This is a genomic window from Amycolatopsis sp. NPDC104587 (assembly GCF_055583645.1).
Genome location: NZ_JBVJNO010000010.1, coordinates 276,049 through 302,762, shown reverse-complemented (window position 1 = coordinate 302,762; position 26,714 = coordinate 276,049). Strand labels below are relative to the sequence as shown.

Below are 26,714 nucleotides of genomic sequence, written 5' to 3'. Positions count from 1 at the left end.
GGTTCATCGGGGGTCAGGTGGCCTCGCCGTCGAGTGCCGCGCGGACCAGGTCGTCGACCGACATGCCGTCGAAGTCGGCGGCCTCGTCCCCGGCCGGGTCGGGCCCGGCCAGGCGGCGCAAGGTGTCCAGCACGCCGCTTTCCCGCAGGCGCGCTGGGGAAACGGCCGCGAGCAGGGCCCGCAGCTCGGTGTCGACGTCGCCGGGGTCCTGCTCGTCACCGGCGAGCTGTCGCACCAGGTCGGCGGCGAGCACGGCCGGGGACGGCTGGTCGAACACGAGGGTCGCGGGCAGGTCGAGCCCGGTCGCCGCGGCGAGCTGGTTGCGCAGCTCGATCGCGCTCAGGGAGTCGAACCCGAGCCCGGAGAACGGCCGCTCCGGGTCGACCGCGTGCGGCCCGGAGAACCCGAGCACGGCGGCAACCTGGGTGCGGACGACGTCGAGCGCGGCCTTCTCGCGGTCCGACACCGGCAGCTTGGCCAGCCGCTCCCGCAGCACCGCACCCGCGGTGACCGGCGCTTCCGCGGTGAGGCGGTGGTACTCCGGCAGGTCGGTCAGCAGCGGGGCCGGCCGGGCCGCGGTGAAGGCGCGCAGGAACGTCGCGTGGTCGATGTCGGCGACCACCGGCGCCGCGTCGGTCGCGAGCACGACCTGCGCGAACGCGGTGAGCGCCAGCTCCGGCGGCACCGGGCGGGTGCCGGTGCGCTGGGCGCGGGCCGCCGCGTCGGCGGTCTCGGCCATGCCCGCCCGCCAAGCGCCCCAGGCGATCGAGGTGCCCGGCAGGCCGTCCGCGCGCCGGCGTTCGGCGACGGCGTCGAGCACGGCGTTCGCCGCGGCGTAGTTCGCCTGGCCGGCATTGCCGACCGAGCTGGACGCCGAGGAGAACAACGCGAAGACGTCGAGCTCGAGTTCGCGGGACACGCGGTCGAGCACCAGCGCGGACGCGGCCTTCGCCGCGAAGACGCTGTCGAACCGGTCCGAGCCGTAGCCTTCGAGCACCCCGTCGTCGAGCACGCCCGCCGCGTGGATGACCGCGGTGACGTCGGGGGTGAGCAGCTCGCGGACGGCGGCCGGGTCGGTCAGGTCGCACGCGACGACCGAAGCCCGCGGGCCGAGGTCGGCCAGCAGCGCAACGGCGTCGGGAGTGTCCGGGCCGCGGCGGCCGGTGAGCACGACCCGCGCGGCGCCTTCGCTGAGCACCCAGCGGGCGACGTGCTTGCCGAGCGCGCCGGTGCCGCCGGTGACGACCACGGTGCCGCGCGGCCGCCATGCCCGCGCCGGCGGTCCGGCCGGGGCGCGCACGAGGCGCCGGGCTAACGTGCCCGCCGCCCGCACCGCGACCTGGTCCTCGGTCCCGGCGAGCACCGCGCCCAGCCGGGCGAAAGCGTGGTCGTCGAGGTCGGCGGGCAGGTCGGCCAGACCGCCCCAGCGCTGCGGCTGCTCCAGCGCCGCGACGCGCCCCAGGCCCCACAGCGCGGCCTGCGCGATCGAGGTGACCCGGTCCGACGGCACGGCGGTGACCGCGCCTCGGGTCAGGCACCACAGCCGGGCCGCGCTGCCGGTGGCCGCGAGGGCCTGCAGCAAGGCGGTGGTGGCCGCGGCGCCCGCGGTCGGGGTGGATTCGTCCAGGCCCAGCAGGGAAACGACGCCGGTGACATCGGCGCGTTCCACGCTCTCGGGGCCGGTGAACTCCACCAGTTCGGCGCCGAGCGCCTCGACCACACCGGCGACCCACGGGTCTTCGGCGAAGCCGGCGGGCACGACGACCTGCCACGTCCCGTCCGGCACCGCACCCGGAGCGCCGCCGAGCGGCTTCCAGCCGACGCGGTACCGCAGTTCGTCCACAGTGGACTGCTGCGCGCGCCGGTGCTGCAGGTCCAGCAGGGCGGGCAGCACGGCGTCGAGCGCGGCGGGGTCGACGTCGATCTCCTTGGCGAGCACGTCGGCGTCGAGGCCGGTCAGGAAGTCCGGCGTGACGGTGACCGCCGGCGTGTCCGGCCAGAAGCGTTCGTGGTGGAACCGGTAGGTGGGCAGGTCGACCGGGCGCGCCCCGTCGAACAGGCCCGCCCAGCCGACCGGCGTGCCCGTGACGTCGAGCCGCGCGAGGGCCGAGACCAGCGTCGGCGCGTCTTCACGGCCGGCGCGCAGGGCGGCGGTGACGGTGGCGGACTCGCCGGTGAGCGTCCGGGTCAGCGCCGCGAGGGTGCTGTCCGGGCCCAGTTCGAGGTACTTGGTGACGCCGAGGCCGTCGAGCGCGGCGACGGCGCCGGCGAACAGCACCGGCCGGCGGACGTGGTCGGCCCAGTACTCCGGCGTGCCCAGCTCGTCGGTGACCGGCGACGCGGTGACGGTGGACACGACCGGGAGCGCCGGCGGGGCGAACTGCACCCCCGCGGCGATCCGCCCGAACTCGTCCCTCATCGCGTTCATATGCGACGAGTGAAACGCGTGGCTGACCCTTAAAAGTCTAGACTTTCGGCCCCGGGCCGCGACCAGGTCCGCGACCTCGGCCACCGCGTCGGTGTCGCCGGAGACGACCACCGCCTCGGGCCCGTTGACCGCGGCGATCGACAGCGGCCGCCCGCTGATCAGCTCCTCCGCTTCGGCTTCGGTGACCTGCAGCGCGGCCATCGCCCCGCCCCGCAGCTCCTGCATGAGCCGCCCGCGGGCGGCGACCAGCGTGCAGGCGTCGGCCAGCGACAGCACGCCGGCCGCGTGCGCGGCGGCGAACTCGCCGATCGAATGCCCGGCGAGGTGGTCGGGCCGCACACCCCACGACTCGACGAGCCGGTAAAGCGCGACTTCCACCGCGAACACCGCCGGCTGCGACCACCGGGTCTGCGCCAGCAGGTCGGCGTCGTCACCGAAGACGACGTCACGCAGCGAGCCGGGCAACTCGAGGTCCAGGTGCGCACAGGCCTCGTCGAACGCGGCGGCGAACACCGGGAACCGCTCGTACAGGTCGCGGCCCATGCCCGGGTACTGCGAACCCTGGCCGGAGAACAGGAACGCGAGCTTCCCGGTCGCCGGCTCGCCGGTGTGCACCAGAGGCGACGGCGTCCCGGCGGTGAGCGCGCCGAGCCCGGTCAGCAGCTCTTCCCGGTCCCCGGCCACGACGACCGCGCGCGACTCGAACCACGCGCGGGTCGCCGCCGCCGAGAAGGCGACGTCGGACAGCTCGAGCTCGGGATGCGCGACCAGGTGGTCGCGCAGGGCGCGGGCCTGGGCGCGCAGGCCGTCGTCGCCGCGCGCGGACAGCCGGACCGGGACGGTCGCGGGGGCGCCGGCCGGGCGCGGCTCGGCCGGCGGCGCCTGCTCCAGCACCAGGTGGGCGTTGGTGCCGCTGGCGCCGAACGCGGAGATCCCGGCCCGGCGCGGGTGCCCGGTCTCCGGCCACGGCGTGCTTTCGGTGAGCAGCGCGACGCGGCCGGCCGACCAGTCGACGTGCTCGGACGGCTTGTCGACGTGCAGGGTCTTCGGCAGCAGCCCGTGCCGCATGGCCAGCACCATCTTGATCACCGCGGCCGCACCGGCCGCCGCCTGGGTGTGGCCCAGGTTGGACTTCACCGACCCGAGCAGCAGCGGCCGTTCGCGCTCGCGGCCGTAGGTGGCCAGCAGGGCCTGCGCCTCGATCGGGTCGCCGAGCTTCGTGCCCGTGCCGTGCGCTTCGACGGCGTCCACTTCGGACGGCGCCAGCCCGGACACGGCCAGGGCGCGCTTGATCACGCGTTGCTGGGCCGGGCCGCTGGGCGCGGTGAGCCCGTTCGACGCGCCGTCGGAGTTGACCGCCGAACCCCGCACCACGGCGAGGATCCGGTGCCCGTGGCGGCGCGCGTCGGACTGGCGTTCCAGCACGATCATGCCGACACCTTCGGACCAGCCGGTGCCGTCGGCGGCGTCGGCGAAGGCCTTGCAGCGCCCGTCCTTCGACAGCGCGCCCATCTCACCGAACTCGACGAACCCGGTGGGGCTCGACATCACCATCACCCCGCCGGCGACGGCGAGGGAGCACTCCCCCGACCGCAGCGCCTGGGCGGCGAGGTGCAGCGCGACCAGCGAAGACGAGCACGCGGTGTCGATGCTCACCGACGGGCCTTCCAGCCCGAAGGTGTAGGAGACGCGGCCGGAGAGCAGGCTGGCGGCCTGCGCGGTGGCCTGGTGGCCGGGGGTGTCGGTGGGCGGGGTGTAGTCGCCCGAGCCGCCGCCGATGTACACGCCGGTGTCACCGCCGCGCAGCCCGGTGGCGTTGATGCCGGCGCGTTCGAACGCCTCCCAGGCCACTTCGAGGACGAGGCGTTGCTGCGGGTCCATCACGATCGCTTCGCGCGGTGCGATGCCGAAGAAGCCGGGGTCGAACTCGGCCGCGTCGTGCAGGAAGCCGCCTTCCTTCGCGGCGCTGCTGCCGGGGCCGTCCCCGGTCAGCGTCGCGAGGTCCCAGCCGCGGTCGGCGGGGAAGCCGCCGACGACGTCCCGCTCGTCGACGACCGCCCGCCAGAGGTCCTCGGGTGAGCCGATGCCGCCGGGGTAGCGGCAGCTCATGCCGACGATGACAACCGGGTCGTCCCCGAGCGCCGCCGGGGCGGCTTCGGTGGTGACTTCTTCTTCGTCGCCGAAGAGCTCGGCGAGGAGGAACGTGGTCAGCTCGCGCGGGGTCGGGTGGTCGAAGACCAGCGTCGCCGGCAGCCGCAGCCCCGTTTCGGCGCTCAGAGCCGTGCGCAGGTCCATCGCGGTGAGGGAGTCGAAGCCCAGCGCGGAAAACGCGCGGCCGGGTTCGATCCGGTCGGTGCCGGTGTGGCGCAGCACGGTCGCGGCCGCCGTCCGGACCAGCTCCAGGACGACGTCGGAGCGCTCGCCGGGCGGCACGTCGCGCAGGCTGGGCCCGGTCGCCGGAGCCGGGGTGAACAGCGGTGACAGCAGGGGGCTCGGGCGAGGCGCGGTGAACGCCGGGCCGAAGCGGTCCCACCGGACGTCGGCGACGACCGTGGTGAGGTCGGCCGACCGCACCGCGGCGAGCAGCGCGGTGGTCGCGGCGGCCGGGTCGAGCACGGGCAGCCCGCTGTCCCACAGGTGGGCTTCGTCCTCACCGGCGCCCGCCCAGGCCGAGAACGCGACCACGGTCGCCGGTTCCCCGCGGTCCCGCCGCTGCCGGGCGAAGGCTTCCAGTTCGGCGGCCTCGGCGGCTTCGTCCCCGCGGCCGCGCACGCCCCAGACCCCGGCAACCGAGGTGAGCAGAACAAACGCTTCGAGCGGCCACTCCGCGTACCGCCGGGCCTCTTCGAGGCTTCCACTGTGGACGACCGCGTCCGGCGGTCCCGCGAGTGCGGCCGGATCGCGGACGACGTCGACACCGGGCAAGTGGTCCGCGAGGAGCGCGGCCGGGCCGTCACCCGTGACGAGCACGGTGCCACGCGGCTCCCAGCGTTCCCCGCCCGCGGTGGCGCGGGTAAGGCGGCGGCCGTAGACCCCGGCCGCGCGGACGGCGACCTGGTCTTCGTCCCCGCCGAGCACCGCGCGCAGCCGCGCCGCGGCCCGGGTGTCCAGCTCGGCCGGGACGTCGACGAGCCCGCCCCAGCGCATCGGGTCGTGCAGGGCCGCGACTCGGCCGAAGCCCCACAGCGCGGCCGGGCCCCCGACGCTCTCGGCCGGGGTGACGGCGACGGCGCCGCGCGTCACGCACCAGATCGGGACGTCGACCTCGGCGAGCAGTTCCCTTGTTTCCGCAACGGTTTCCCGCAACGACACGACGAGGTCGGCGCCTGCTAGGTCGCGGCCGGCTCCGAGGGCTTCGGTGACCCGCTCGGCCCATTCGGGGTCGTCGCCGGGGACGACCACGATGTTCGCGGGCTTCGGCTCGGCGACGGTGACCGGCTGCCAGGCGATCCGGTAGCGCAGGCTGTCGGCCGCGGCCACCTCGGCTTTCTTGCGCCGCCAGGCGGCGAGGGCCGGCAGGACCGCGTCGACCGCGGCCGGGTCGACAGCGAGCTGCTCGGCCAGCCCGGCGGTGTCGGCGCGGTCGACCGAGGCCCAGAAACCGTCGTCGGCCGGGCCGCCCGTGACCACCTCGGGCCAGTAGCGCTCGTGCTCGAAGGGGTAGGTCGGCAGCTCCGCGCGACGGGCGCCGGTGCCGGCGAACCACGCGGCCCAGTCCGGGTTCACGCCCGCGGTGAACACCGCGCCCAGCGCGATCGCCGCACTGTCCTCTTCGGACCTTCCACGACGCAGCAGCGGCACGACCAGGCGATCGTCGACCAGCGGCGCCAACGCGGCATCGGGCCCGACCTCGACGAACAGCGTCACCTCGGCCAGCCGGTCGAGAGTGTCGCCGAAGCGGACGGTCTCGCGGACGTGGCGCACCCAGTACTCGGGATCGGTGACATCACCACCGGTGACCAGCTGGATGACCGGGGTCGCGAACCGTACCCCGGTGATGGCGGCCCGGAAGTCGTCGAGCATCGGGTCCATCAGCGGCGAATGGAAGGCGTGGCTCACGGTGAGCCGCCGTCCGCCGCCGAAGATCTCGGCCACCGCCAGCACGGCGTCTTCCTCACCGGAGAGCACGACGGACTCCGGGCCGTTGACCGCGGCGATCGCGACCCCGTCGGTCAGCCGCGCGCGAACGTCCTCTTCGGACACTCGCAGCGCGACCATCGCGCCACCCTCGGGCAGCGCCTGCATCAGCCGGGCGCGGGCGGCGACGAGCGTGCACGCGTCTTCCAGCGAAAACACCCCGGCCACGTGGGCCGCGGCAACCTCGCCGATCGAGTGCCCGGCCACGAAGTCCGGGCGCACGCCCCACGACTCCAGGAGCCGGAACGCGGCGACCTCGAACGCGAACAAGGCGGGCTGCGCCCAGCCGGTCCGGTCCAGCTCGGCCGCGTCCTCGCCCCATGCGACGTCGCCCAGCGCCGTCCCGAGGTGCGCGCAGACCTCGTCCCAGGCATCGGCGAACACGGGGTACCGCGCGTACAGCCCGCGGCCCATGCCCAGGCGCTGGGCGCCCTGGCCGGAGAACAGGAACGCGGTGACCCGCTCGCGGGCCACGCCCCGGCTCACGACCTCGCCGCCGACCAGCACCGCACGGTGGTCGAGCGCGGCCCGGCCGGTGGCCAGGGTGAACCCGGTGTCGAGCGCCTCGCCGTCCACCGTGGACAGCAGCGCGGCCAGCGCCGTCTCGGAACGCGCCGACACCGGCCACGGCACCACTGCGGGCGCGGTCCCGGGCACCACGTCCCGGGCGGGCGGGGCTTCCAGGATGACGTGCGCGTTCGTGCCGCTGACCCCGAAGGACGACACGGCCGCACGACGCGGACGGGCCGTCTCCGGCCACGCGGTCGGCTCGGTGACCAGGTCCAGGGACCCGGCCGTCCAGTCCACATGGGACGACGGCTCGCCGACGTGCAGCGTCTTCGGCACCACGGCGCGGCCGAGGGAAAGCACCATCTTGATCACGCCCGCGGCACCCGCGGCGGCCTGGGTGTGCCCGAGGTTGGACTTCACCGACCCCAGCAGCACCGGCGTCTCGCGGTCCTGGCCGTAGGTCGCCAGGAGCGCCTGGGCCTCGATCGGGTCACCCAGGGTGGTGCCGGTGCCGTGCGCCTCGACGACGTCGACGTCCGAAGTGGACAGCCCGGCGTCGGCCAGTGCCGCGCGGATCACGCGTTGCTGCGACGGGCCGTTCGGCGCGGTCAGGCCGTTGGACGCGCCGTCCTGGTTGATCGCGGACCCGCGCACCACGGCGAGGATCTCGTGGCCGTGCCGGAGCGCGTCGGACTGCCGCTCGACGACGAACACCCCCGCGCCTTCCGACCAGGCCGTGCCGTCGGCGTGGTCGGAGAACGCCTTGCACCGGCCGTCGCCGGCGAGGCCACCCTGGGCGTCGAACTCGGTGAAGGAGAACGGGCTGGTCATCACGGTGACCCCGCCGACCAGCGCCAGGGAGCACTCGCCGTCGGCCAGCGCACGGGCCGCCCAGTGCAGGGCGACCAGCGACGACGAGCACGCCGTGTCGACCGTGACGGCCGGGCCCTCCAGGCCGAGCGTGTAGGACAACCGTCCGGAAAGGACACTCGCCGTGGTGCCGGTGGCCATGTGCCCGGCCACGTCGGCGTCGGAGGTGAGCAGCAGACCGGTGTAGTCCTGGCCGTTGGTGCCGACGAACACGCCGGTGTCGGTGCCGCGCAGGCTCGCCGGGTTGATGCCGGCGTGCTCCAGCGACTCCCACGACGTCTCCAGCAGCAGGCGCTGCTGCGGGTCCATCGCCAGGGCTTCCCGCGGGGAGATGCCGAAGAAGGCGGCGTCGAACCCGGCGGCGTCGGGCAGGAACCCGCCGTGGCCGTCACCGAGCTTCCCCAGGTCCCAGCCGCGGTCGGCCGGGAACGGCCCGATCGCGTCTCCGCCGTCTTCCAGGAGCTGCCAGAAGGTGCGCGGCGAGGTGATGCCGCCGGGGAAGCGGCAGCCGATGCCGACGATCACGATCGGGTCGTCCGCGGTGGCGCGGGTGATGACTTGGGTGGTCACCGGCGTGTCGGCGCCGAGCAGCTCGCCGAGCAGGAACGTCGTGAGCGCGCGCGGGGTCGGGTGGTCGAACACCAGCGACGACGGCAGCGTGAGCCCGGTCGCCGCGCCGATGCCGTTGCGCAGCTCGACCGCGGTGAGCGAGTCGAACCCGAGGTCGGCGAACGCGGCGTCCGGGGCGACCGCGCCGGCGTCGGCGTGGCCGAGCACCATCGCGACCTGCGTGCGCAGCAGGCCCAGCAGGTGCTTCTCGCGGTCCGCGGGCGGCAGCCCGGCCAGCGTCCCGCGCAGGTCGCCGCGCTCCTCCGCTTCCCGCGCCTCGCTGAGCACGGCCTTGGCGCGCGGCAGGTCGGCCAGCAGCGGGAACGGCCGGCCGAGGGTGAAGGCGGGCACGAACCGCGTGAAGTCGATGTCCGCGACGAGGATCTCGGTGTCGCCGGCGCCGATCGCGCGCCGCATCGCCGCGACGGCGCGCTCCGGCGGCAGCAGCGCGAGCCCGCCGCGGCCGACGCGGTCCTGCACCCCCGCCTGGCCGCCGAGCATGCCGGCGCCCGCCCACGGGCCCCACGCGATCGACGTCGCGACCCGGCCGGCGGCCCGGCGGCGCGCGGCGAGCGCGTCGAGGTGGGCGTTGGCGGCCGCGTAGTTGCCCTGCCCGGCCGCGCCGAACGTGCCGGCGGTCGAGGAGAACAGCACGAACGCGTCGAGGTCGAGGTCCGCGGTCAGCTCGTCGAGGTGCTCCGCGCCGCGGCACTTGGCCGCGAACACGTTCTCGAACTGCTCGGCGGTCAGCGAGCCGGTGGTGCCGTCGTCGACCACACCGGCGGTGTGCACCACGGCGGTCAGGTCCGGGATCGCCGCGATGACCCGGGCCAGCGCGTTGCGGTCGGAGACGTCGCAAGCCTCGACGGTCGCATTCAGCTCGGCGGCCAGTTCGGCTGCCCCCGGTGCGTCCAGGCCGCGGCGGCTGAGCAGCACGAGGTGTCCAGCGCCTGCGTCGGCGAGCTGCCGTGCGACCTCCGCGCCCAGGCCGCCCGTGCCACCGGTGACCAGCACCGTGCCGCGCGGGGTGTAGTCCGTTATACGGGCGGCTGGTGCGGTGGCGAGGCGGCGGGCGAAGACGCCCGAGGGGCGGATGGCGACCTGGTCTTCGTCGCCGATTCCGCGCAGGACGGCGAACAGGCGGCCGACGGCGCGGGCGTCGAGGACCTCGGGAAGGTCGACGAGCCCGCCCCAGCGGTGCGGTTGTTCCAGGCCCAGTACCCGGCCGAGGCCCCAGAGCGCGGCCGCGCGCGGGTCGGGCGCGGGGTCGGCCGCGCCGGTGCTGACGGCGCCGCGGGTGGCCCACCACAGCGGGGCCCGGTCCCCGACCGCTTGCGCGAGGCGCAGGGATTCGGCCGGGTCGGTCAGCAGCGAAAGCACGTGGTCGGCTTCGGTCAGCTCGGCGCCCGGCTCGACACGGGTACCACCGATGGCTTCGGCGACCGAGTGCGCCCACGGGTCGTCGTGGGCCACGACGAGCACGCGGCTCGGCGCGGCGGGCTCGGTGCGGACCGGGCGCCAGACCACGCGGTAGCGCCAGTCTTCCACTTCGGACTCTTCGCGCACGCGGTGGCGCCAGGCGGTGAGCGCGGGCAGGACGGTGCCGAGCGCGGCGCGGTCGACGTCCAACGTGGACGACAGCTCTTCGACGTCCGCCGCCTCCAGCGCGGTCCAGAAACCGGTGTCGGCCTCCGGCGCCGCGGGCACGGGCTCCGGCCAGTAGCGGGACCGCTGGAACGCGTACGTCGGCAAGTCGACCCGGCGGGCGCCGGTCCCGGCGAAGAACGCGGCCCAGTCGGGCCGGTACCCGCGCGTGTGCAGGTCGCCGAGCACCGCGGCGACAGTCTCGTCCTCCGGCCGGTCCTTGCGCAGCATCGGCTTCGCGGTGGTCATCGCCGACAGCACCGCGTCCGGACCGAGTTCGACGTAGGCGGTGACCCCGGCTTCGTCCAGGGTCGTGACCGCGTCGGCGAACCGGACGGCTTCCCGGGCGTGCCGGACCCAGTAGTCCGGGCCGTCGGCGAGGTCCGCACCGGCGACGGTGGAGACGAAGGGTAGTTCCGGCGCGGAGAAGGTGAGCCCGGCGATGGCGGCGCGGAACTCGGCCAGCATCGGCTCCATCAGCGCGGAGTGGAACGCGTGGGAAACGGTGAGCCGGCGGGTCTTCTCGAACCGCTCCGCGAAGGCGAGCACGGCGTCCTCGGGGCCGGAGACCACAATGGACTCCGGGCCGTTGACCGCGGCGACGTCGACGTCGTCGGGGAGCTGGGCGCGGACGTCGGCCTCGGTCGCGCGGATCGCGACCATCGCGCCGCCGGCCGGGAGGGCCTGCATGAGCCGGCCGCGGGCCTGCACCAGGGTGGCCGCGTCGGCCAGGGACAGCACCCCGGCGACGTGCGCGGCGGCGATCTCGCCGACGGAGTGCCCGGCGACGTGGTCGGGCCGCACGTCCCAGGACTCCAGGAGCCGGACCAGCGCGACCTCGATCGCGAACAGCGCCGATTGCGCGTGGCGGGTTTCGTTCAGCAGCGCGGCTTCCGGGGTGCCCGGCTCGGCGAAGAGCAGCTGCCGGTCCAGCTCGAGATGCGCGAGGACGTCGTCGAGGGCCTCGGCGAACACCGGGAACCGCTCGTACAGCTCCCGTCCGGCGCCCGGCCGCTGGCTGCCCTGGCCGGTGAACAAGAACGCCGTCGTGGGCCGGGCGGTCGAGATGCCACGCAGGACGTGCGCGGCGGGTTCGTCCTCGGCGATCGCCTTCAGGCCACTTCGGACTTCGTCGCGGGTGGCGGCCAGGATGACCGCGCGGTGACTCAGGTCGGCGCGGGCCGTGGCCAGGGTGAAGGCGAGGTCGGCCGGTTCGCCGGACCACGCCCCGAACCGGGTGGCCTGGGCGCGCAGGGCTTCCGGCGACCGGGCCGACACCACCACGGGCACGGTCCCGAGTGTCTTCGGTTCCGGCGCCTCGGCCGGTTCCGGTGCCTGCTCCAGTACCGTGTGGACGTTCGTGCCGCTCAGCCCGAACGAGGACACGGCGGCTCGCCGGGGTGCACCGGTATCCGGCCAGTCCGCGACTTCGTCGAGCAGCCGGATCGCCCCGCCGGACCAGTCGATGTGCGACGACGGTGTGTCCGCGTGCAGAGTCTTCGGGAGCACGCCGTGGCGCATCGCCATGACGAGCTTGACCACCCCGGCGATGCCCGACGCCATCTGCGTGTGGCCGAGGTTGGACTTGACCGAGCCGAGCAGCAGCGGCCGCTCGCGGTCGCGGCCGTAGGTGGCCTGCAGCGCCTGAACCTCGATCGGGTCGCCGAGCGGGGTGCCGGTGCCGTGGCCCTCCACCGCGTCGATGTCCGACGTGGACAGTCCGGCGCTCGCGAGGGCTTGGCGGATCACGCGCTGCTGGGACGGGCCGTTCGGCGCGGTCATGCCGTTGGACGCGCCGTCGGAGTTCATCGCCGAGCCGCGGACCACCGCGAGGATCTCGTGGCCGTTGCGCTGGGCGTCGGACAGGCGTTCGACGAGCACCAGCCCGATACCCTCGGCGAGGCTCATGCCGTCGGCGTTGTCGGAGTAGGCCTTGCAGCGGCCGTCGGGCGCCATCGCGCGCTGGCGGCTGAACCCGATCCACGGCGCCGGGGTGGCCATCACCGTGACCCCGCCCGCGAGGGCGAGCGAGCTTTCCCCGGAGCGCAGCGACTGGCAGGCCAGGTGCAGCGCGACCAGCGACGACGAGCACGCCGTGTCGAGCGTGACGGCCGGGCCTTCCAGCCCGAACAGGTAGGCGATCCGGCCGGAAAGGACGCTCGACACCGCGCCGGTGATCATGTGGCCTTCGGAGCCCTCGGCCGCGTTGAGCACGGTCGAGCCGTAGTCCTGGTAGCTGGCGCCGACGAACACCCCGGTCCGGCTCCCCCGCGCCGCGGCCGGGTCGACCCCGGCGCGTTCGAAGGTCTCCCAGGCGACTTCCAGCAGCAGTCGCTGCTGCGGGTCCATCGACAACGCCTCACGCGGCGAGATGCCGAAGAACCCGGCGTCGAAGTCCGCGACGCCGTCGAGGAAACCGCCGAGCGTCGAGTAGGTCTTGCCGCTGCGGTCCGGGTCGGCGTCGAACAGCCCGGCGGCGTCCCAGCCGCGGTCGGGCGGGAACGACGAGATCGCGTCGCCACCGCCGATGACCAGTTCCCACAAGGCTTCCGGCGAGGTGACCCCGCCGGGGAACCGGCAGCTCATGCCGACGATGGCGATCGGCTCGTCGACGGCGGTCGCCGCGACGGCGGTCTCGCCCACCACCGGACCATCCACTGTGGACAGGATGAAGCCGGCGAGGGTGGCCGCGTTCGGGTAGTCGAACACCACGGTGCTGGGCAGGCTGAGGCCGGTCACGACCTCGAGGCGGTTGCGCAGGTCGACCGCGGTGAGCGAGTCGAAGCCCAGCTCGCGGAACGCGCGGTCGGCCTCGACGGCGTCCCCGCTCGTGTGCCCGAGCACGGCGGCGGCCTCGGCCCGCACGAGGTCGATGACGAGCCGGCGGGCGGCGGTCGCGGGCAGCGCCCGGACCCGGCTCGCGAACGCCGAGGCGTCGGCGGTGTCGTCGGCCGTCGCGGCGAGCCGCCGGACCGCGGGCAGCTCGGAGAACAGCGGGCTCGGCCGCACCGACGTGAACACCGGGTGGTAGCGGTCCCAGTCGAGGTCGGCGATGAGCAGGGAGGTCTCGTCGTCGGCCAGCGCGCGCTTCAGCCCGGCGAGCGCGAGCCGGGGTTCCATGAACCGCAGGCCGCTGCGCAGGATCCGGCCGGGGTCCACCCGGCCCAGCTCCCGGTCGTCGGCCCAGATGCCCCAGGCGACGGTGGTGGCGGGCACCCCGCGGGCGCGCCGCTGCTCGGCGAGGGCGACGAGGTGGGCGTTGGCCGCGGAGTAGGCGCCGTGGTCCCCGCTGCCCCACAGGCCGGCGGTCGAGGAGTACAGCACGAAGTGCTCGAGCTCGCCTTCGTCGAGCAGCTCGTCGAGGACGCTGTCGAGGTTGGCGGCGCCGGTCACCTTGGCGTCGAGGACCTCGGCGAAGGCGGCCGGGGTGGTGCCGGTGAGCGGGGCGAGCGCGATGTGGGCGGCGGTGTGCACGACGCTGGTGATCCGCCGGCCCTCGCTCTTCAGCCTGGTGATCAGGCCGGCGACGGCGTCGCGGTCGGTGACGTCGAGCGAGACGACCTCGGCCGAGGTCCCGAGCTCGTCTCGGAGCGCTTGGGCGTTGGGCGCGTCCGGACCGCGGCGTCCGGTGAGCACGAGGTGCTCGATGCCCTCGGCGGCGAGCCAGCGGGCCAGGTGCGGGCCGAGGGTGCCGGTCCCCCCGGTGATGACGGCGGTGCCGTGGGCGCGGTAGGCCCGCCGCGGCGTGTCTTTGACCGGGGCGGGCACGAGCCGCCGCGCGAAGACGCCACCTGAGCGGACGGCGAGCTGGTCTTCGTGTCCCGCCCCGGCGAGCACGGCGACGAGCCGCCGGGCGGCGGCGGGGTCGAGGGTTTCGGGCAGGTCGACGAGCCCGGCCCACTGCGCGGGGTGTTCGAGGGCGGCGGACCAGCCGAGGCCGTGGACCTGGGCTTGCGCGGGGTCACGGACGGGATCGGCGGGCCCGGTGGAGACGGCCCCGCGGGTAAGCGCCCAGACGCGCGGAGCAGGCTCACACCCAGCGACGGCTTGGACGAGCGAAAGGGTGCGGAGGAGGCCGCGGTCGAGCCCGGGGTGGTCGGTCGGAGTGTGGTCGGCGGCGAGGAGGGAGACGATCCCGGTGATGCCTTCGAGGTCGCCGAGCGCGGCTGCCACGTCACCGTCGACAGCGATCTCGCGCACGTCCGCGCCGTGACCACGCAGGACTTCGGCAACGTCTGCGCCGTCCCCGAGGACCAGCCAGGTGCCGGACAGCGTCGTCCCGGCCGGGCGGACCGGGCGCCACGTGATCCGGTAGCGCCAGGAGTCCACCGTGGACTCTTCGTCGCGGCGGGCGTGCCATGCCGACAACGCCGGGAGCAAGTCCTCGAGCGCCGTCTGCTGGCGGTCGTCGAGGCCGAGCAAGTCGGCACGGTCGTCGTGGGTGATGGCCTGCCACAGCTCGTCGTCGGCCGGCGCGGTGGGGGCTGGAGCTTCGTCGATGGCCCAGTAGTGCTCGTGCTGGAACGCGTAGGTCGGGAGGTCCACACGGCGGCCGCCGGTGAGCGTGTCCGCCCAGTCGACCGCCACCCCCCGCGTGTGCGCCTCGGCGAGGGACTTCAGGAACCGGCCGGCGCCGCCGTCGTCGCGGCGCAGCGTGCCGAGCGCCGTGACCGGGACGCCGGCCGTCTCGGCCAGCTCCCCGATCGCCATGCCGAACACCGGGTGCGGGCTCGACTCGACGAACACCGCGTGCCCGTCGGCGACCGCGGCCGCCAGCGCCGCCGCGAACTCGACCGTGCCGCGCAGGTTGCGGCACCAGTAGTCACCGGTCAGCTCCCCCGGCTCGACGAGGCCGCCGGTGACCGTCGAGTAGAACCGGACGCCGGTGTCGCGCGGGGACACCGGAGCCAGCAGCTCGGCCAGCTCGGCGGCGATCCCGTCGACCTGCGGCGAGTGCGCCGCGAAGTCGACCCCGTCCAGCCGCCAGCGCATCAGCCCGGCCTTGGCCAGCCGGACCTCGAACTCCGCCAGCGCGGCGGGCTCGCCGGACACCGTCACCGAACGCGGCCCGTTCACCGCGGCGACGGCGATCCGGTCGGCCAGGTCGCCGATCAGCGCACGCACCTCGTCGCCGCCCGCGACGACCGACAGCATCGCCCCGTGCCCCGAAAGACCCGATGCGATCAGCTTCGACCGCAACGCCACCACCCGTGCACCGTCCTCAAGGGACAGTGCACCAGCGACACACGCGGCAGCGATTTCCCCTTGCGAGTGCCCGATCACGGCGACCGGCTCGACGCCGTGCGCACGCCACAGCTCCGCCAGCGACACCAGCACAGCCCACAGCACCGGCTGCACGACGTCGACACTCGTCACCGTGTCGTCGTGAAGCGCGTCCGCGAGCGACCAGTCCACAAAAGGCTCAAGCGCGGCCGCACACTCGGCCAGCCGGGCGGCGAACACCGGCGACGACGTCATGAGTTCGCGGGCCATCCCCGGCCACTGCGAATCCTGGCCGGGGAAAACGAAAACCGGCGCGCCCGACCGCTTGGCCACGCCCTGCACAAGCGCGGGATCGGCGGTGTCGCCGACCAGCGCGGTCAGGCCGCGCCGCAGGTCGGCGGCGTCTTCGCCGACCACCACGGCCCGGTGCTCGAACGTCCCGCGGGCGTGGGCGAGGGTCCAGCCGACGTCGACAAGGCGCTGCTCGTCGAGGAAGTCCACGAGCCGCAAGGCCTGCGCCTTCAACGCGGGCGCGCTCTTCGCCGACAGCGGCCACACGACCGTTCCGGAGTGCGACGGCTCCGGTACCACGTCGAGAGCGGGCGCCGCTTCGATGATCGCGTGGGCGTTGGTGCCGCTGATGCCGAACGACGAAACGCCGGCCCGGCGCGGGTGCCCGGTCTCCGGCCAGGCCGTCTCCTCGGCAAGCAGCTCGACCGCCCCGGCCGCCCAGTCGATCTTCGTGGACGGCTTGGCGACGTGCAGCGTGCGCGGCAGCACACCGTGGCGCATGGCGTGCACCATCTTGATCAGGCTGGCGACGCCCGCGGCCGACTGGGTGTGCCCGATGTTGGACTTCACCGAGCCGACCAGCAGCGGCCGCTCGCGGTCCCGGCCGTAGGTGGCCTGCAGCGCCTGGACTTCGATGGGGTCGCCGAGGGCGGTGCCGGTGCCGTGCGCGTCGAGGGCATCCACTTCGGACGGTGCGAGCCCGGCGTTGGCCAGCGCCTGGCGGATGACCCGTTGCTGCGACGGGCCGTTGGGCGCGGTGAGGCCGTTGGACGCACCGTCGGAGTTGACGGCGGTGCCGCGGACGACCGCGAGGATCGGGTGACCGAGCCGCTGGGCCTCGGAAAGCCTTTCCAGCACGAGCATCCCGGCGCCTTCGGCGAGCGACATCCCGTCGCCTTCGTCGGAGAACGCCTTGCAGCGGCCGTCGAAGGCGAGGGCCCGCTGGCGGCTGAACGCGACGAACGGGTCCGGTGACGCCATCACCGTGACGCCGCCGGCGATGGCCAGCTCGGATTCGCCGGAGCGCAGCGACTGGCACGCCAGGTGCAGCGCGACCAGCGACGACGAACACGCCGTGTCGACGGTGACCGACGGGCCTTCGAAGCCGAACAGGTACGACAACCGTCCGGAAAGGACACTCGGGATGGTGCCGGTGACGAGGTGGCCCTCGGTGCCGTCACCGGTGGCGACGCCGTAGTCCTGGAAGCTCGAGCCGACGAAGACGCCGGTCCGGCTGCCCCGGACGGTGGCCGGGTCGACACCCGCGCGTTCGAACGCTTCCCACGAGACTTCCAGCAGCAGCCGCTGCTGCGGGTCCATCGACAGCGCCTCGCGCGGCGAGATGCCGAAGAAGCCGGCGTCGAACTCGGCGGCGTTCTCGAGGAAACCACCGAGCGTCGAGTAGGTCTTGCCGCCGCGTTCGGGGTCGGGGTCGAACAGGCCGGCGGCGTCCCAGCCGCGGTCGCCGGGGAACGGCGAGATCGCGTCCACGCCGCCGGTGACGAGGGTCCAGAGTTCTTCGGGCGTGGTGACCCCGCCGGGGAAGCGGCAGCCCATGCCGACGATGGCGATCGGCTCGTCGGTGGCGCCGGTCGTCGCGACGACGGCGTCGGCGGTGCCCGAACCGTCGATCTCGGCCCGCAGGAACGCGACCAGCGCGAGTGGGGTCGGGTGGTCGAAGACCAGCGTCGCGGGCAGGGCGAGGCCGGTCGCTTCGGCGAGGTGGCGGCGGAACTCGACGGCGGTGAGCGAGTCGAAGCCGAGGTCGCGGAAAGCGCGTTCTTCGGCGACGGCGTCCGCGGTGACGTGCCCGAGCACGGCGGCGGCTTCGGCGCGGACCAGGTCGAGCAGGGCGCGGTCGCGTTCGTCCTCGGACATCCCGGCGAAGCGGGCGGCGAAGGCGCTGACGACGGCGCTCACTGGTTCGGGCCGGGCCTCGGCGAACGCGTCGAAGAGCCGGGTGGGGCGGGTGGCGGTGAAGACGGGCAGGAAGGTGTCCCAGGTGACGTCGGCGACCACGACGGTGGTGTCGTCCCGCACGAGGGCGCGTTCGAGCTCGGCGAGGGCGTTTTCGGTCGAGAGGAAGCCGAGGCCGCGGCGGCTCAGCTGACCGGCGACGTGCTCGTCGGTGGCCATGCCTTCTTCGGCCCAGGCGCCCCAAGCGATGGCGGTCGCCCGGCGGCCGTTGCTCCGGCGTGCTTCGGCGAGGGCGTCGAGGTAGGCGTTCCCGGCGGCGTAGGCGGCCTGGCCTCCGCTGCCCCAGACGCCGGCGACGGAGCCGAAGAGCAGGAAGAAGTCGAGGTCGTGCCCGGCGAGCAGGGCATCGAGGTGCGCGGCGCCGTCGGTCTTGGCGGCCGTGACGCGGGTCAGCTCGGCGAAGTCCGTGGTGTGCACGGGGTCCATCGCCTGCGCGACCCCCGCGGTGTGGACGACGCCGGTGAGATCGGGGTGCTGCTCGAGCAGGGCTTCGACGGCGGCGCGATCCGCGACGTCGGCCTTCGCGATCGTGACGCGCGCCCCGGCGGCGGTGAGTTCTTGTTCGAGCTCGTCCGCACCGGGCGCGTCGGAGCCGCGGCGGCTGACGAGCACGAGGTGGTCGGCCCCGGCGTTCGCGAGCCACCGCGCGACGGACGCGCCGAGGGCGCCGGTGCCCCCGGTGACCAGGACGGTGCCGCGCGCCTGGAAGCGGCCCGGAGCGTCGACCGGCCGGTACCGCGTGATCCGGCGGCCGAAGGCGCCTTGGGCCCGCAGGGCGATCTGGTCTTCACCGGTGCCGGCCAGGACGGCGGCCAGGCGGCGGCCGGTGGGGAGGTCGACGGTGGCGGGGAGGTCGATCAGGCCACCCCAGAGCGCGGGTTGTTCGAGCGCGACGGTGCGGCCGAAGCCCCAGAGGCGCGCGGTGGCGGGATCGGGGGCGTGGTCACCGGGGGTGGCGACGGCGCCGGTGGTGAGGCACCAGAGGCGGAGGTCGAGGTCGGCGTCGCCGAGGGCTTGGACGAGGGTGAGGAGGTCGCGCAGGCCGTGGTCATCGGCGGCGGGGAGGTGGATGACGCCGTCGGCGGGCCCGGCAGCGGCGAGCGCGACGGCGAGGGCGGCGCGGTCGAAAGGTTCATCGAGATCCGAGGTCACGATGCGGGTCACCGTTGCGCCGTGGGCGGCGAGGGCCGCTTCCAGCTCGGCTCCCTCCTCCGCCGATTCCGTCACCAGCAGCCAACGGCCGCCCAACACCGGGGCTTCCGCCGTCCGGAACGGGTGCCACTCCGTCCGGTACCGCCAGGACTTCGCCGTCTCCTCGGCCGCCCGGCGGTCGCGCCAGCCGGTCAATGCCGGGAGGAGCGTCTCGAGGGATGAGCGCTGCTCCTCCCCCAGGTCCAGCAACCCGGCCAGCTCCGATGCGTCGCCGCGGCCGATCGCCTCCCACAGCGGGCCCTCCGGCTGCTCCGCAAGCCGGGGAGCAGCCGAAGCCCAATAATGCTCACGCTGGAACGGGTACGTCGGCAACGAGACCACGCGTCCGCCGCCCAGGTACTCGCGCCAGTTCACCGGGCAGCCGCGCGTGTGCAGGGTCGCCAGCGCCGACACCGCCGACTCCGGCTCGGGCCGGTCCTTGCGCAGCAGCGGCACCGTTCCGGGCCGGTCCAGCAGCGCCGACAGCGTGCCGTCCGGACCCAGCTCCAGGTACGTCGACGCCGCGTCCTCGACCGTCTCCGCGAACCGGACCGTCGCGCGTACGTGCTCGACCCAGTACTCCGGCGAACACACGTCGCCGTGGGAGACGAAAGGCAGCGAGGGCGCGGAAAAGGTCAGCGACGAGACCACCTCGCGGAACGCGGGCAGCATCGGGTCCATCAGGTGCGAGTGGAACGCGTGCGACACCGAAAGCCGCGTCGACTTGCCGAAGCGGGACGCGACCGCCAGCACGGCCTCCTCGACCCCCGACAGCACCACGGCCGCAGGACCGTTCACCGCGGCGATGTCCACGCCGTCCACAAGAGACGCACGAACGTCCTCTTCGGACGCGCGCACCGCGACCATCGCCCCGCCGCCCGGCAGCGCCTCCATGAGCCGCGCCCGGGCGGACACCAGCGTGCACGCGTCGTCCAGCGACAGCACTCCCGACACGTGCGCGGCCGCGATCTCACCGACCGAGTGCCCCGCGACGACATCGGGGCGCACGCCCCACGACTCCAGCAGCCGGAACGCCGCCACGCCGAACGCGAACAGCGCCGGCTGCGCGTTCCCGGTCCGCTCCAGCGCGGCCGCGTCCGAACCCCAGACCACGCCGCGGAGACCCGGGTCGCACCGGTCCAGCACGTCGGTGAAGACGTCGGCGAACACCGGGAACCGCGCGGCCAGCTCGCGGCCCATGCCGAGCCGCTGCGCACCCTGGCCGGGGAAGACGAACGCGAGGCCGCCGCCGGTGACGACGCCGCTCACCACACCAGGCGCGGGCGCACCCGTGGCGAGCGCGGCCAGCGCATCCGTCGAGCCGAGCACCACGGCCCGGTGTTCGAACGCCGTCCGCGTCGTCGCCAGCGACCACGCCAGGTCACCGCGCGGGAAGTCGAGCCGGGCCAGGTTCGCGGCCTGCGCCCGCAGCCCCTCGGCGGTCCGCGCCGAAAGCACCAGCGGCGCGTCTTCGAGCGTGTCGACGGCCGCCTGCTCGACGGCCGGGGCCGCTTCGAGCACGACGTGCGCGTTGGTTCCGCTGATGCCGAACGACGAGACACCCGCGCGTCGCGGCCGGTCCGACACCGGCCACGGCGTCGTGGCCGAAGCCAGCGACACCGCGCCTTCCGTCCAGTCCACATGGGACGACGGCTCGCCCGCGTGCGGTGAGCCCGGCACCGTGCCGTGCTCCATCGCGAGGACCATCTTGATGATGCCCGCGACACCCGCCGCGGCCTGGGTGTGCCCGATGTTGGACTTCACCGAACCGAGCAGCAACGGCGTCGAGCGGTCCTGGCCGTAGGTGGCCAAGAGTGCCTGCGCTTCGATGGGGTCGCCCAGAGTCGTGCCCGTGCCGTGCCCTTCGACCACATCGACGTCCGCAGTGGACAGACCGGAGGTGGCCAGCGCCGCACGGATCACCCGCTGCTGCGAAGGCCCGTTCGGCGCGGTCAGGCCGTTGGACGCGCCGTCGGAGTTCACCGCCGAGCCGCGCACCACGGCCAGGACGCGGTGCCCGTGCCGGCGCGCGTCCGACTGCCGCTCCAGCACCAGCACACCGACACCTTCGGACCAGCCGACTCCGTCGGCGTCGTCCGCGTAGGACCGGCACCGGCCGTCGGGGGAAAGGCCGCGCTGGCGGGAGAACTCGACGAACGAGTTCGGGGTGGACATCACCGTCACCCCGCCGGCGAGCGCGAGCGAGCACTCCCCCGAGCGCAGCGCCTGGGTCGCCCAGTGCAGTGCCACCAGCGACGACGAGCACGCGGTGTCGATGGTGACCGCGGGCCCTTCGAGGCCGAGGGTGTAGGCGACGCGGCCGGACACGACGCTGGCCGCCGTCCCGCTGCCCTGGAAGCCCTCGAAGTCGCCGCCGGCCAGCACCAGGCCGTAGTCGTGGTACATCACGCCGGCGAACACGCCGGTCGTGCTGCCGCGCAGGGTGCGCGGGTCGATGCCGGCGCGCTCGATCGCCGTCCAGGACGCCTCCAGCAGCAGGCGCTGCTGCGGGTCGGTGGCTTCGGCCTCGCGCGGGCTCATGCCGAAGAACGCGGCGTCGAACTCGCCCGCGTCGTGCAGGAAACCGCCTTCGCGGGTGTAGGACGTGCCGGGGTGGTCGGGGTCCGGGTGGTAGAGCGCGCCGAGGTCCCAGCCGCGGTTGACCGGGAACGGCGACGTCGTGTCGCGGCCCTCGGCCACCGCCGTCCAGAGGTCCTCCGGCGAGGTGATGCCGCCGGGGAAGCGGCAGCTCATGCCGACGATGACGATCGGGTCGTCGTCGGCGACGGCCGCCCGGGTGCGGACCGCAGCGCCCGCGTCGGCGCCGAGCAGCCGGTCGCGCAGGTGGTCGGCGAGGGCGGCCGGGGTGGGGTAGTCGAACGCGGTGGTCGCGGATAGCCGCAGGCCGGTCGCGGCGTCGAGGCGGTTGCGCAGCTCGACGGCGGTCAGCGAGTCGAAGCCCAGTTCGGCGAACGAGCGCGACGGCTCGACCGCCGCGGCGCCGGCGTGGCCGAGCACGGCGGCGACCTCGCGGCGGACCAGGTCGGTCACCCGCGCGACCCGGCCGGCGTCGTCCAAAGTGGACAGCTGCTGCGCCAGCCGGCCGGCGCCCCCGGCGGCCCGCACCGCGCGGCGGCCGCCGGCCAGCGAACGCAGCAGGGCGGGTGGGTCCGGCTGCGCGGCGAGCACCGGCAGGTCGAACCGGACCGGCACGACGGCCGGCTCCCCGGCCGCCAGCGCGGCGTCGAACAGGGCTAACCCCTCGGCCTCGGTGAGCGCCGGGATGCCCAGCCGGGCGAAGCGGCCACCGGCGGCGCCCGCCATGCCGTCACCGCCCCACGGGCCCCACGCCAGCGACACCGCGGGCAGTCCCGCGGCCCGGCGTTCCCGGGCGAGGGTGTCCAGGAACGCGTTGGCCGCGGCGTAGTTGGCCTGGCCGGCCGCGCCGAGCGTGCCGGCCAGCGAGGAGAACAGCACGAACGCGTCGAGCTCGAGGTCGCGGGTCAGCTCGTGCAGGTGCCACGCGGCGTCGGCCTTCGGCGCGAACACCTTCGCGAGGCGACCGGCGTCGAGGCGGTCGAGGAGCCCGTCGTCGAGGACGCCGGCGGCGTGCACGACGGCGGTGAGCGGGTGCGCGGCCGGGATCCCGGCCAGCAGCGCGGCCAGCGCGTCGCGGTCGCCCACGTCGCAGGCGGCGACGGTGACGTCCGCGCCCAGCCCGGCCAGCTCGGTGACCAGGCCCTCCGGCGCGGCTCCGCGCCGGCTCACCAGCAGCAGGTGCCGGACGCCGTGGTCGCGCACGAGGTGCCCGGCGAGGGCGCGGCCGAGCTCGCCGGTGCCGCCGGTGACCAGGACGGTCCCGGCCGGGTTCCACTCCCCCGGCTCGCCGGTCGTCGTGCGCACCAGCCGGGGCGCGAGGATCCGCCCGTCACGGACCAGGAGCCGCGGCTCACCGGTCGTCAGAGCCGTCTCGAGGACGTCCGCGGCGACCGGCTCGGCGGACTCGACCAGCACGAACCGGCCGGGGTGCTCCTGCTGCGCAGCCAGCACGAGCCCGCGCGCGGCGGCCCCGGGCAGCCCGGCCGGAACGACCAGCGCCAGCCGGCGCGCGTCCTCGGTCAGCCGTTCGCGCACCAGGTCCAGGGCCTCTTCCGCGAGCGCGCGGGCGGCTTCGGGAGGGGTGCCGTCCGGGACGGCCAGGGTGACGACGTCGGCGTCGGCGTCCGTGACGCCGGTGACGGGCTCGGTCCAGTCGACGCGGTGGATCCCGCCGCCGCTGACCGGGGCCTCGGTCACGATCGGGCGCACGGTCAGCGATCCGGCCGCCGCGACGAGGTCGCCGTCCGGCGTGGTCAGCGAAAGCGCCAGGGTCTCGTCGCCGGTCTTGCGCAGCGTGACGCGCAGCGCGGTCGCGCCGACCGCGCGCACGGCGACGTCCTGCCACGAGAACGGCACCCCGCCCGGGCCGCCGAAGAGCGCCGCCGCGTGCAGGGCCGCGTCGAACAGCGCGGGGTGCAGGTCGAAGGTCTCGGCCTCGACGTCGTCGGGGAGCGCGACCTCGGCGAAGACGTCGTCGCCGGCCCGCCAGGCCGCCCGCAGGCCCTGGAACGCCGGGCCGTACTCGCGTTCGTCGTAGAAGCCGGTGAGGTCGACGGCCGTGGCGTCCGCGGGCGGCCAGGTCTCGGGGACCTCGGCCGTGGTGCCGAGACGCTCGGCCAGCCGGCCGACGGCGTGCGAGGTCCAGCTGACCTCGCCGTCGGGGCGGGAGTGCACGGCCACCGGCCGGCGGCCCTGCTCGTCGGGGGCGCCGACCCAGACCTGCACGACGATCCGCTCCGCGCCGAGCACCAGCGGCCGGGTCAGCGTCAGGTCTTCGACGTCCGGGCAGCCGGTCTCGGCGCCGGCGCGCACGGCCAGCTCCAGCAGCGCGGTGCCGGGCACGACCACCGCGCCGCCGACGCGGTGGTCGGCGAGCCAGGCGTGCGTGCCCGCGTCCAGGCGGCCGGTCAGCAGCAGGCCGCGGGCGTCGGCGACCTCGACCGCCGTGCCCAGCAGCGGGTGGTCGACGCTGCGCAGCCCTGCCGACCGCAGGTCGCCGCGGCCGCGGCCGGTGTCACGCGGCCAGAACCGCTGCCGCTGGAAGGCGTAGGTGGGCAGGTCGGCCCGGGTGCCGGTCCCGGCGAAGAAAGCGGTCCAGTCCACAGCGACGCCGTCGCCGTGCAGCCGGCCGAGCGCCTCGGCGACGGCGGTGGTCTCGTCGCGGTCCTTACGCAGCATCGGCACGGCGAGCGCGCCGGGCACGTCGACCAGCGGCGTCAGGGCGGCTTCCGGCCCCACCTCGACGAACCGGTTCACCCCCGACCCGGCGAGGCGTGCGAGGACGTCGCCGAACCGGACGGTGTCGCGCACGTGCCGCACCCAGAACTCCGGGTCGGTGACGTCGCCCGCCGTCTCCAGCGGCACTGACGGCTCGGTGAAGGTCAGCGCCGAGACCACCTCGCGGAACGCGGGCAGCATCGGGTCCATCAGGTGCGAGTGGAACGCGTGGGAGGCGCGCAGCCGCGTCGTGCGCTCGAACCGCGCGGCGACGGCCAGGACCGCATCCTCCACACCGGACACCACGACGGACGCCGGGCCGTTGACGGCCGCTATGTCGACACCGTCCACAAGGGCCGCGCGAACGTCCTCTTCGGACGCACGCACCGCGACCATCGCACCCCCGGCGGGCAACGCGCCCATCAGGCGGGCGCGGGCGGACACCAGCGCACAGGCGTCGTCGAGCGAGAGCACCCCGGCGCAGTGGGCGGCGGCGATCTCCCCCGCCGAGTGGCCCGCCAGGGCGTCCGGCCGGACGCCCCACGACTCCAGGAGCCGGAAAAGCGCGACCTCGACGGCGAAGATCGCGGGCTGGGCCTGGGCGGTGTCCGCGAGGCGGTCGGCGTCGGTCCCCCACACGACGTCGCGCAAGCCGGGCTCGAGCCGGTCGAGGGCTTCGTCGAACGCGGCCGCGAACACAGGGTAGGCGGTGTGCAGCACCCGGCCCATCCCGAGGTGCTGGGAGCCTTGACCGGTGAACAGGAACGCGGTCCGTCCCTTGAGCCGCGGCGAGCCGAAGGACGCCAGCTCCCGCAGGCTTTCGGCGACCGCGGCGGGCTCCGAACCGACCACAGTGGACCGGACGTCGAACGCCGTGCGCGCGGTGGCGAGCGAAAACCCGACGTCGGCGAGCGGAGCGCCCCGGTCGAGCAGGTCGGCCAGCCGCGCGGCCTGCGCGCGCACCGCGTCCTCGGACCGGCCCGAGACCACGATGGGCACCGGTCGCGTGACGCGCTCGGGAGCCGGTTCCTCGGCGGCCGGGGCCTGCTCGAGGATCACGTGCGCGTTCGTGCCGCTCAGCCCGAACGACGAAACGCCGGCGCGGCGCGGTTCACCGGTCTCCGGCCACGGCGTCGCGGCCGTGGCCAGCTCGACGCTCCCTGCGGTCCAGTCCACATGGGACGACGGCGTGTCGACGTGCAGCGTCGGCGGCACGAGGCCCGCGCGCATGGCCAGCACGACCTTGATCACCCCGGCGACCCCCGCGGCGGCCTGGGTGTGCCCGAAGTTCGACTTCACCGAACCGAGCAGCAGCGGCGCCGGCCGGTCCTGCCCGTAGGTCGCCAGCAGCGCCTGCGCCTCGACCGGGTCGCCCAGCGTGGTGCCGGTCCCGTGCGCCTCGACGACGTCGACCTGAGCGGGCGCGAGCCGGGACGCCTTCAGCGCCTCGCGGATCACGCGCTGCTGGGACGGGCCGTTGGGCGCGGTGAGGCCGTTCGTGGCGCCGTCGGAGTTGACCGCGCTGCCGCGGACCACGGCGAGCACCGGGTGGCCGTGGCGGCGGGCGTCGGAAAGCCGTTCCAGCACCAGCACGCCCGCGCCCTCGGCCCAGCCGGTGCCGGCGGCGGAGTCGGCGAACGAGCGGCAGCGGCCGTCCGGGGACAGCCCGCCCTGGCGGCTGAACTCCACGAACGTCGTCGGCGCGGACATCACCGTGACCCCGCCGGCCAGGGCCAGCTCGGACTCCCCCGCGCGCAGCGACTGCGCGGCCAGGTGGATCGCGACCAGCGACGACGAGCACGCGGTGTCCACGGTGACCGCCGGGCCGACCAGGCCGAGGACGTAGGCCAGCCGGCCGGACAGCACGCTGTTCGTGTTGCCGGTCAGCAGGAAGCCTTCGGACGGGCCGGCCGCGCCGGTCAGGTACTCCTGGGCCATCGCCCCGACGAACACGCCGGTCCGGGTGCCCTTCAGCGTCGCGGGCACGATCCCGGCGCGTTCGACCGCCTCCCACGCCGTCTCGAGCAGGATCCGCTGCTGCGGGTCCATTTCGGCCGCCTCCCGCGGCGAAATGCCGAAGAAGCCCGCGTCGAACTCGGCCGCGTCGAGCAGGAAGCCGCCGGACATCGCCGCCTCGCCGCCGTCCGCGGCGAGCGCGCCGAGGTCCCAGCCGCGGTCGGCCGGGAGCCCGGTGACGCCGTCGCGCCCGGAGCTCAGCAGCTCCCAGAAGTCCTCGGGCCCGGCGACCCCGCCGGGGTAGCGGCAGCCGACCCCGACGATCGCGACCGGCTCGGCCGCGCGGCTCTCCAGCTCCTCGAGCTTCCGCTGGGTGCGCACGAGGTCCGCGCTCGCCCGCTTGAGGTAGCTCCGGAGCTTCTGTTCGTTGTCCATGAATCAGCAACCCATCCCGACACGACGGCGAGCGGTGCGCCCCGGGACGGCTGCTGCTCCGCCCAACCCGGCGCCCGGCGGCCTGCCGCCCGGGGCGCGAATGTCTTTGGTGTCCCTCTCGGGAAAA

1 protein-coding gene is annotated in these 26,714 nt (G+C 74.9%); it reads right to left on the bottom strand.

All coding sequences use genetic code 11. The features are described from left to right. Positions 1-13 precede the first annotated feature (13 nt). Positions 14-26,587 (bottom strand): type I polyketide synthase, encoded by a 26,574-nt coding sequence (locus ACZ61C_RS31100; RefSeq protein WP_465311401.1) that lies wholly within the window; start codon positions 26,585-26,587, stop codon positions 14-16. Positions 26,588-26,714 lie beyond the last annotated feature (127 nt).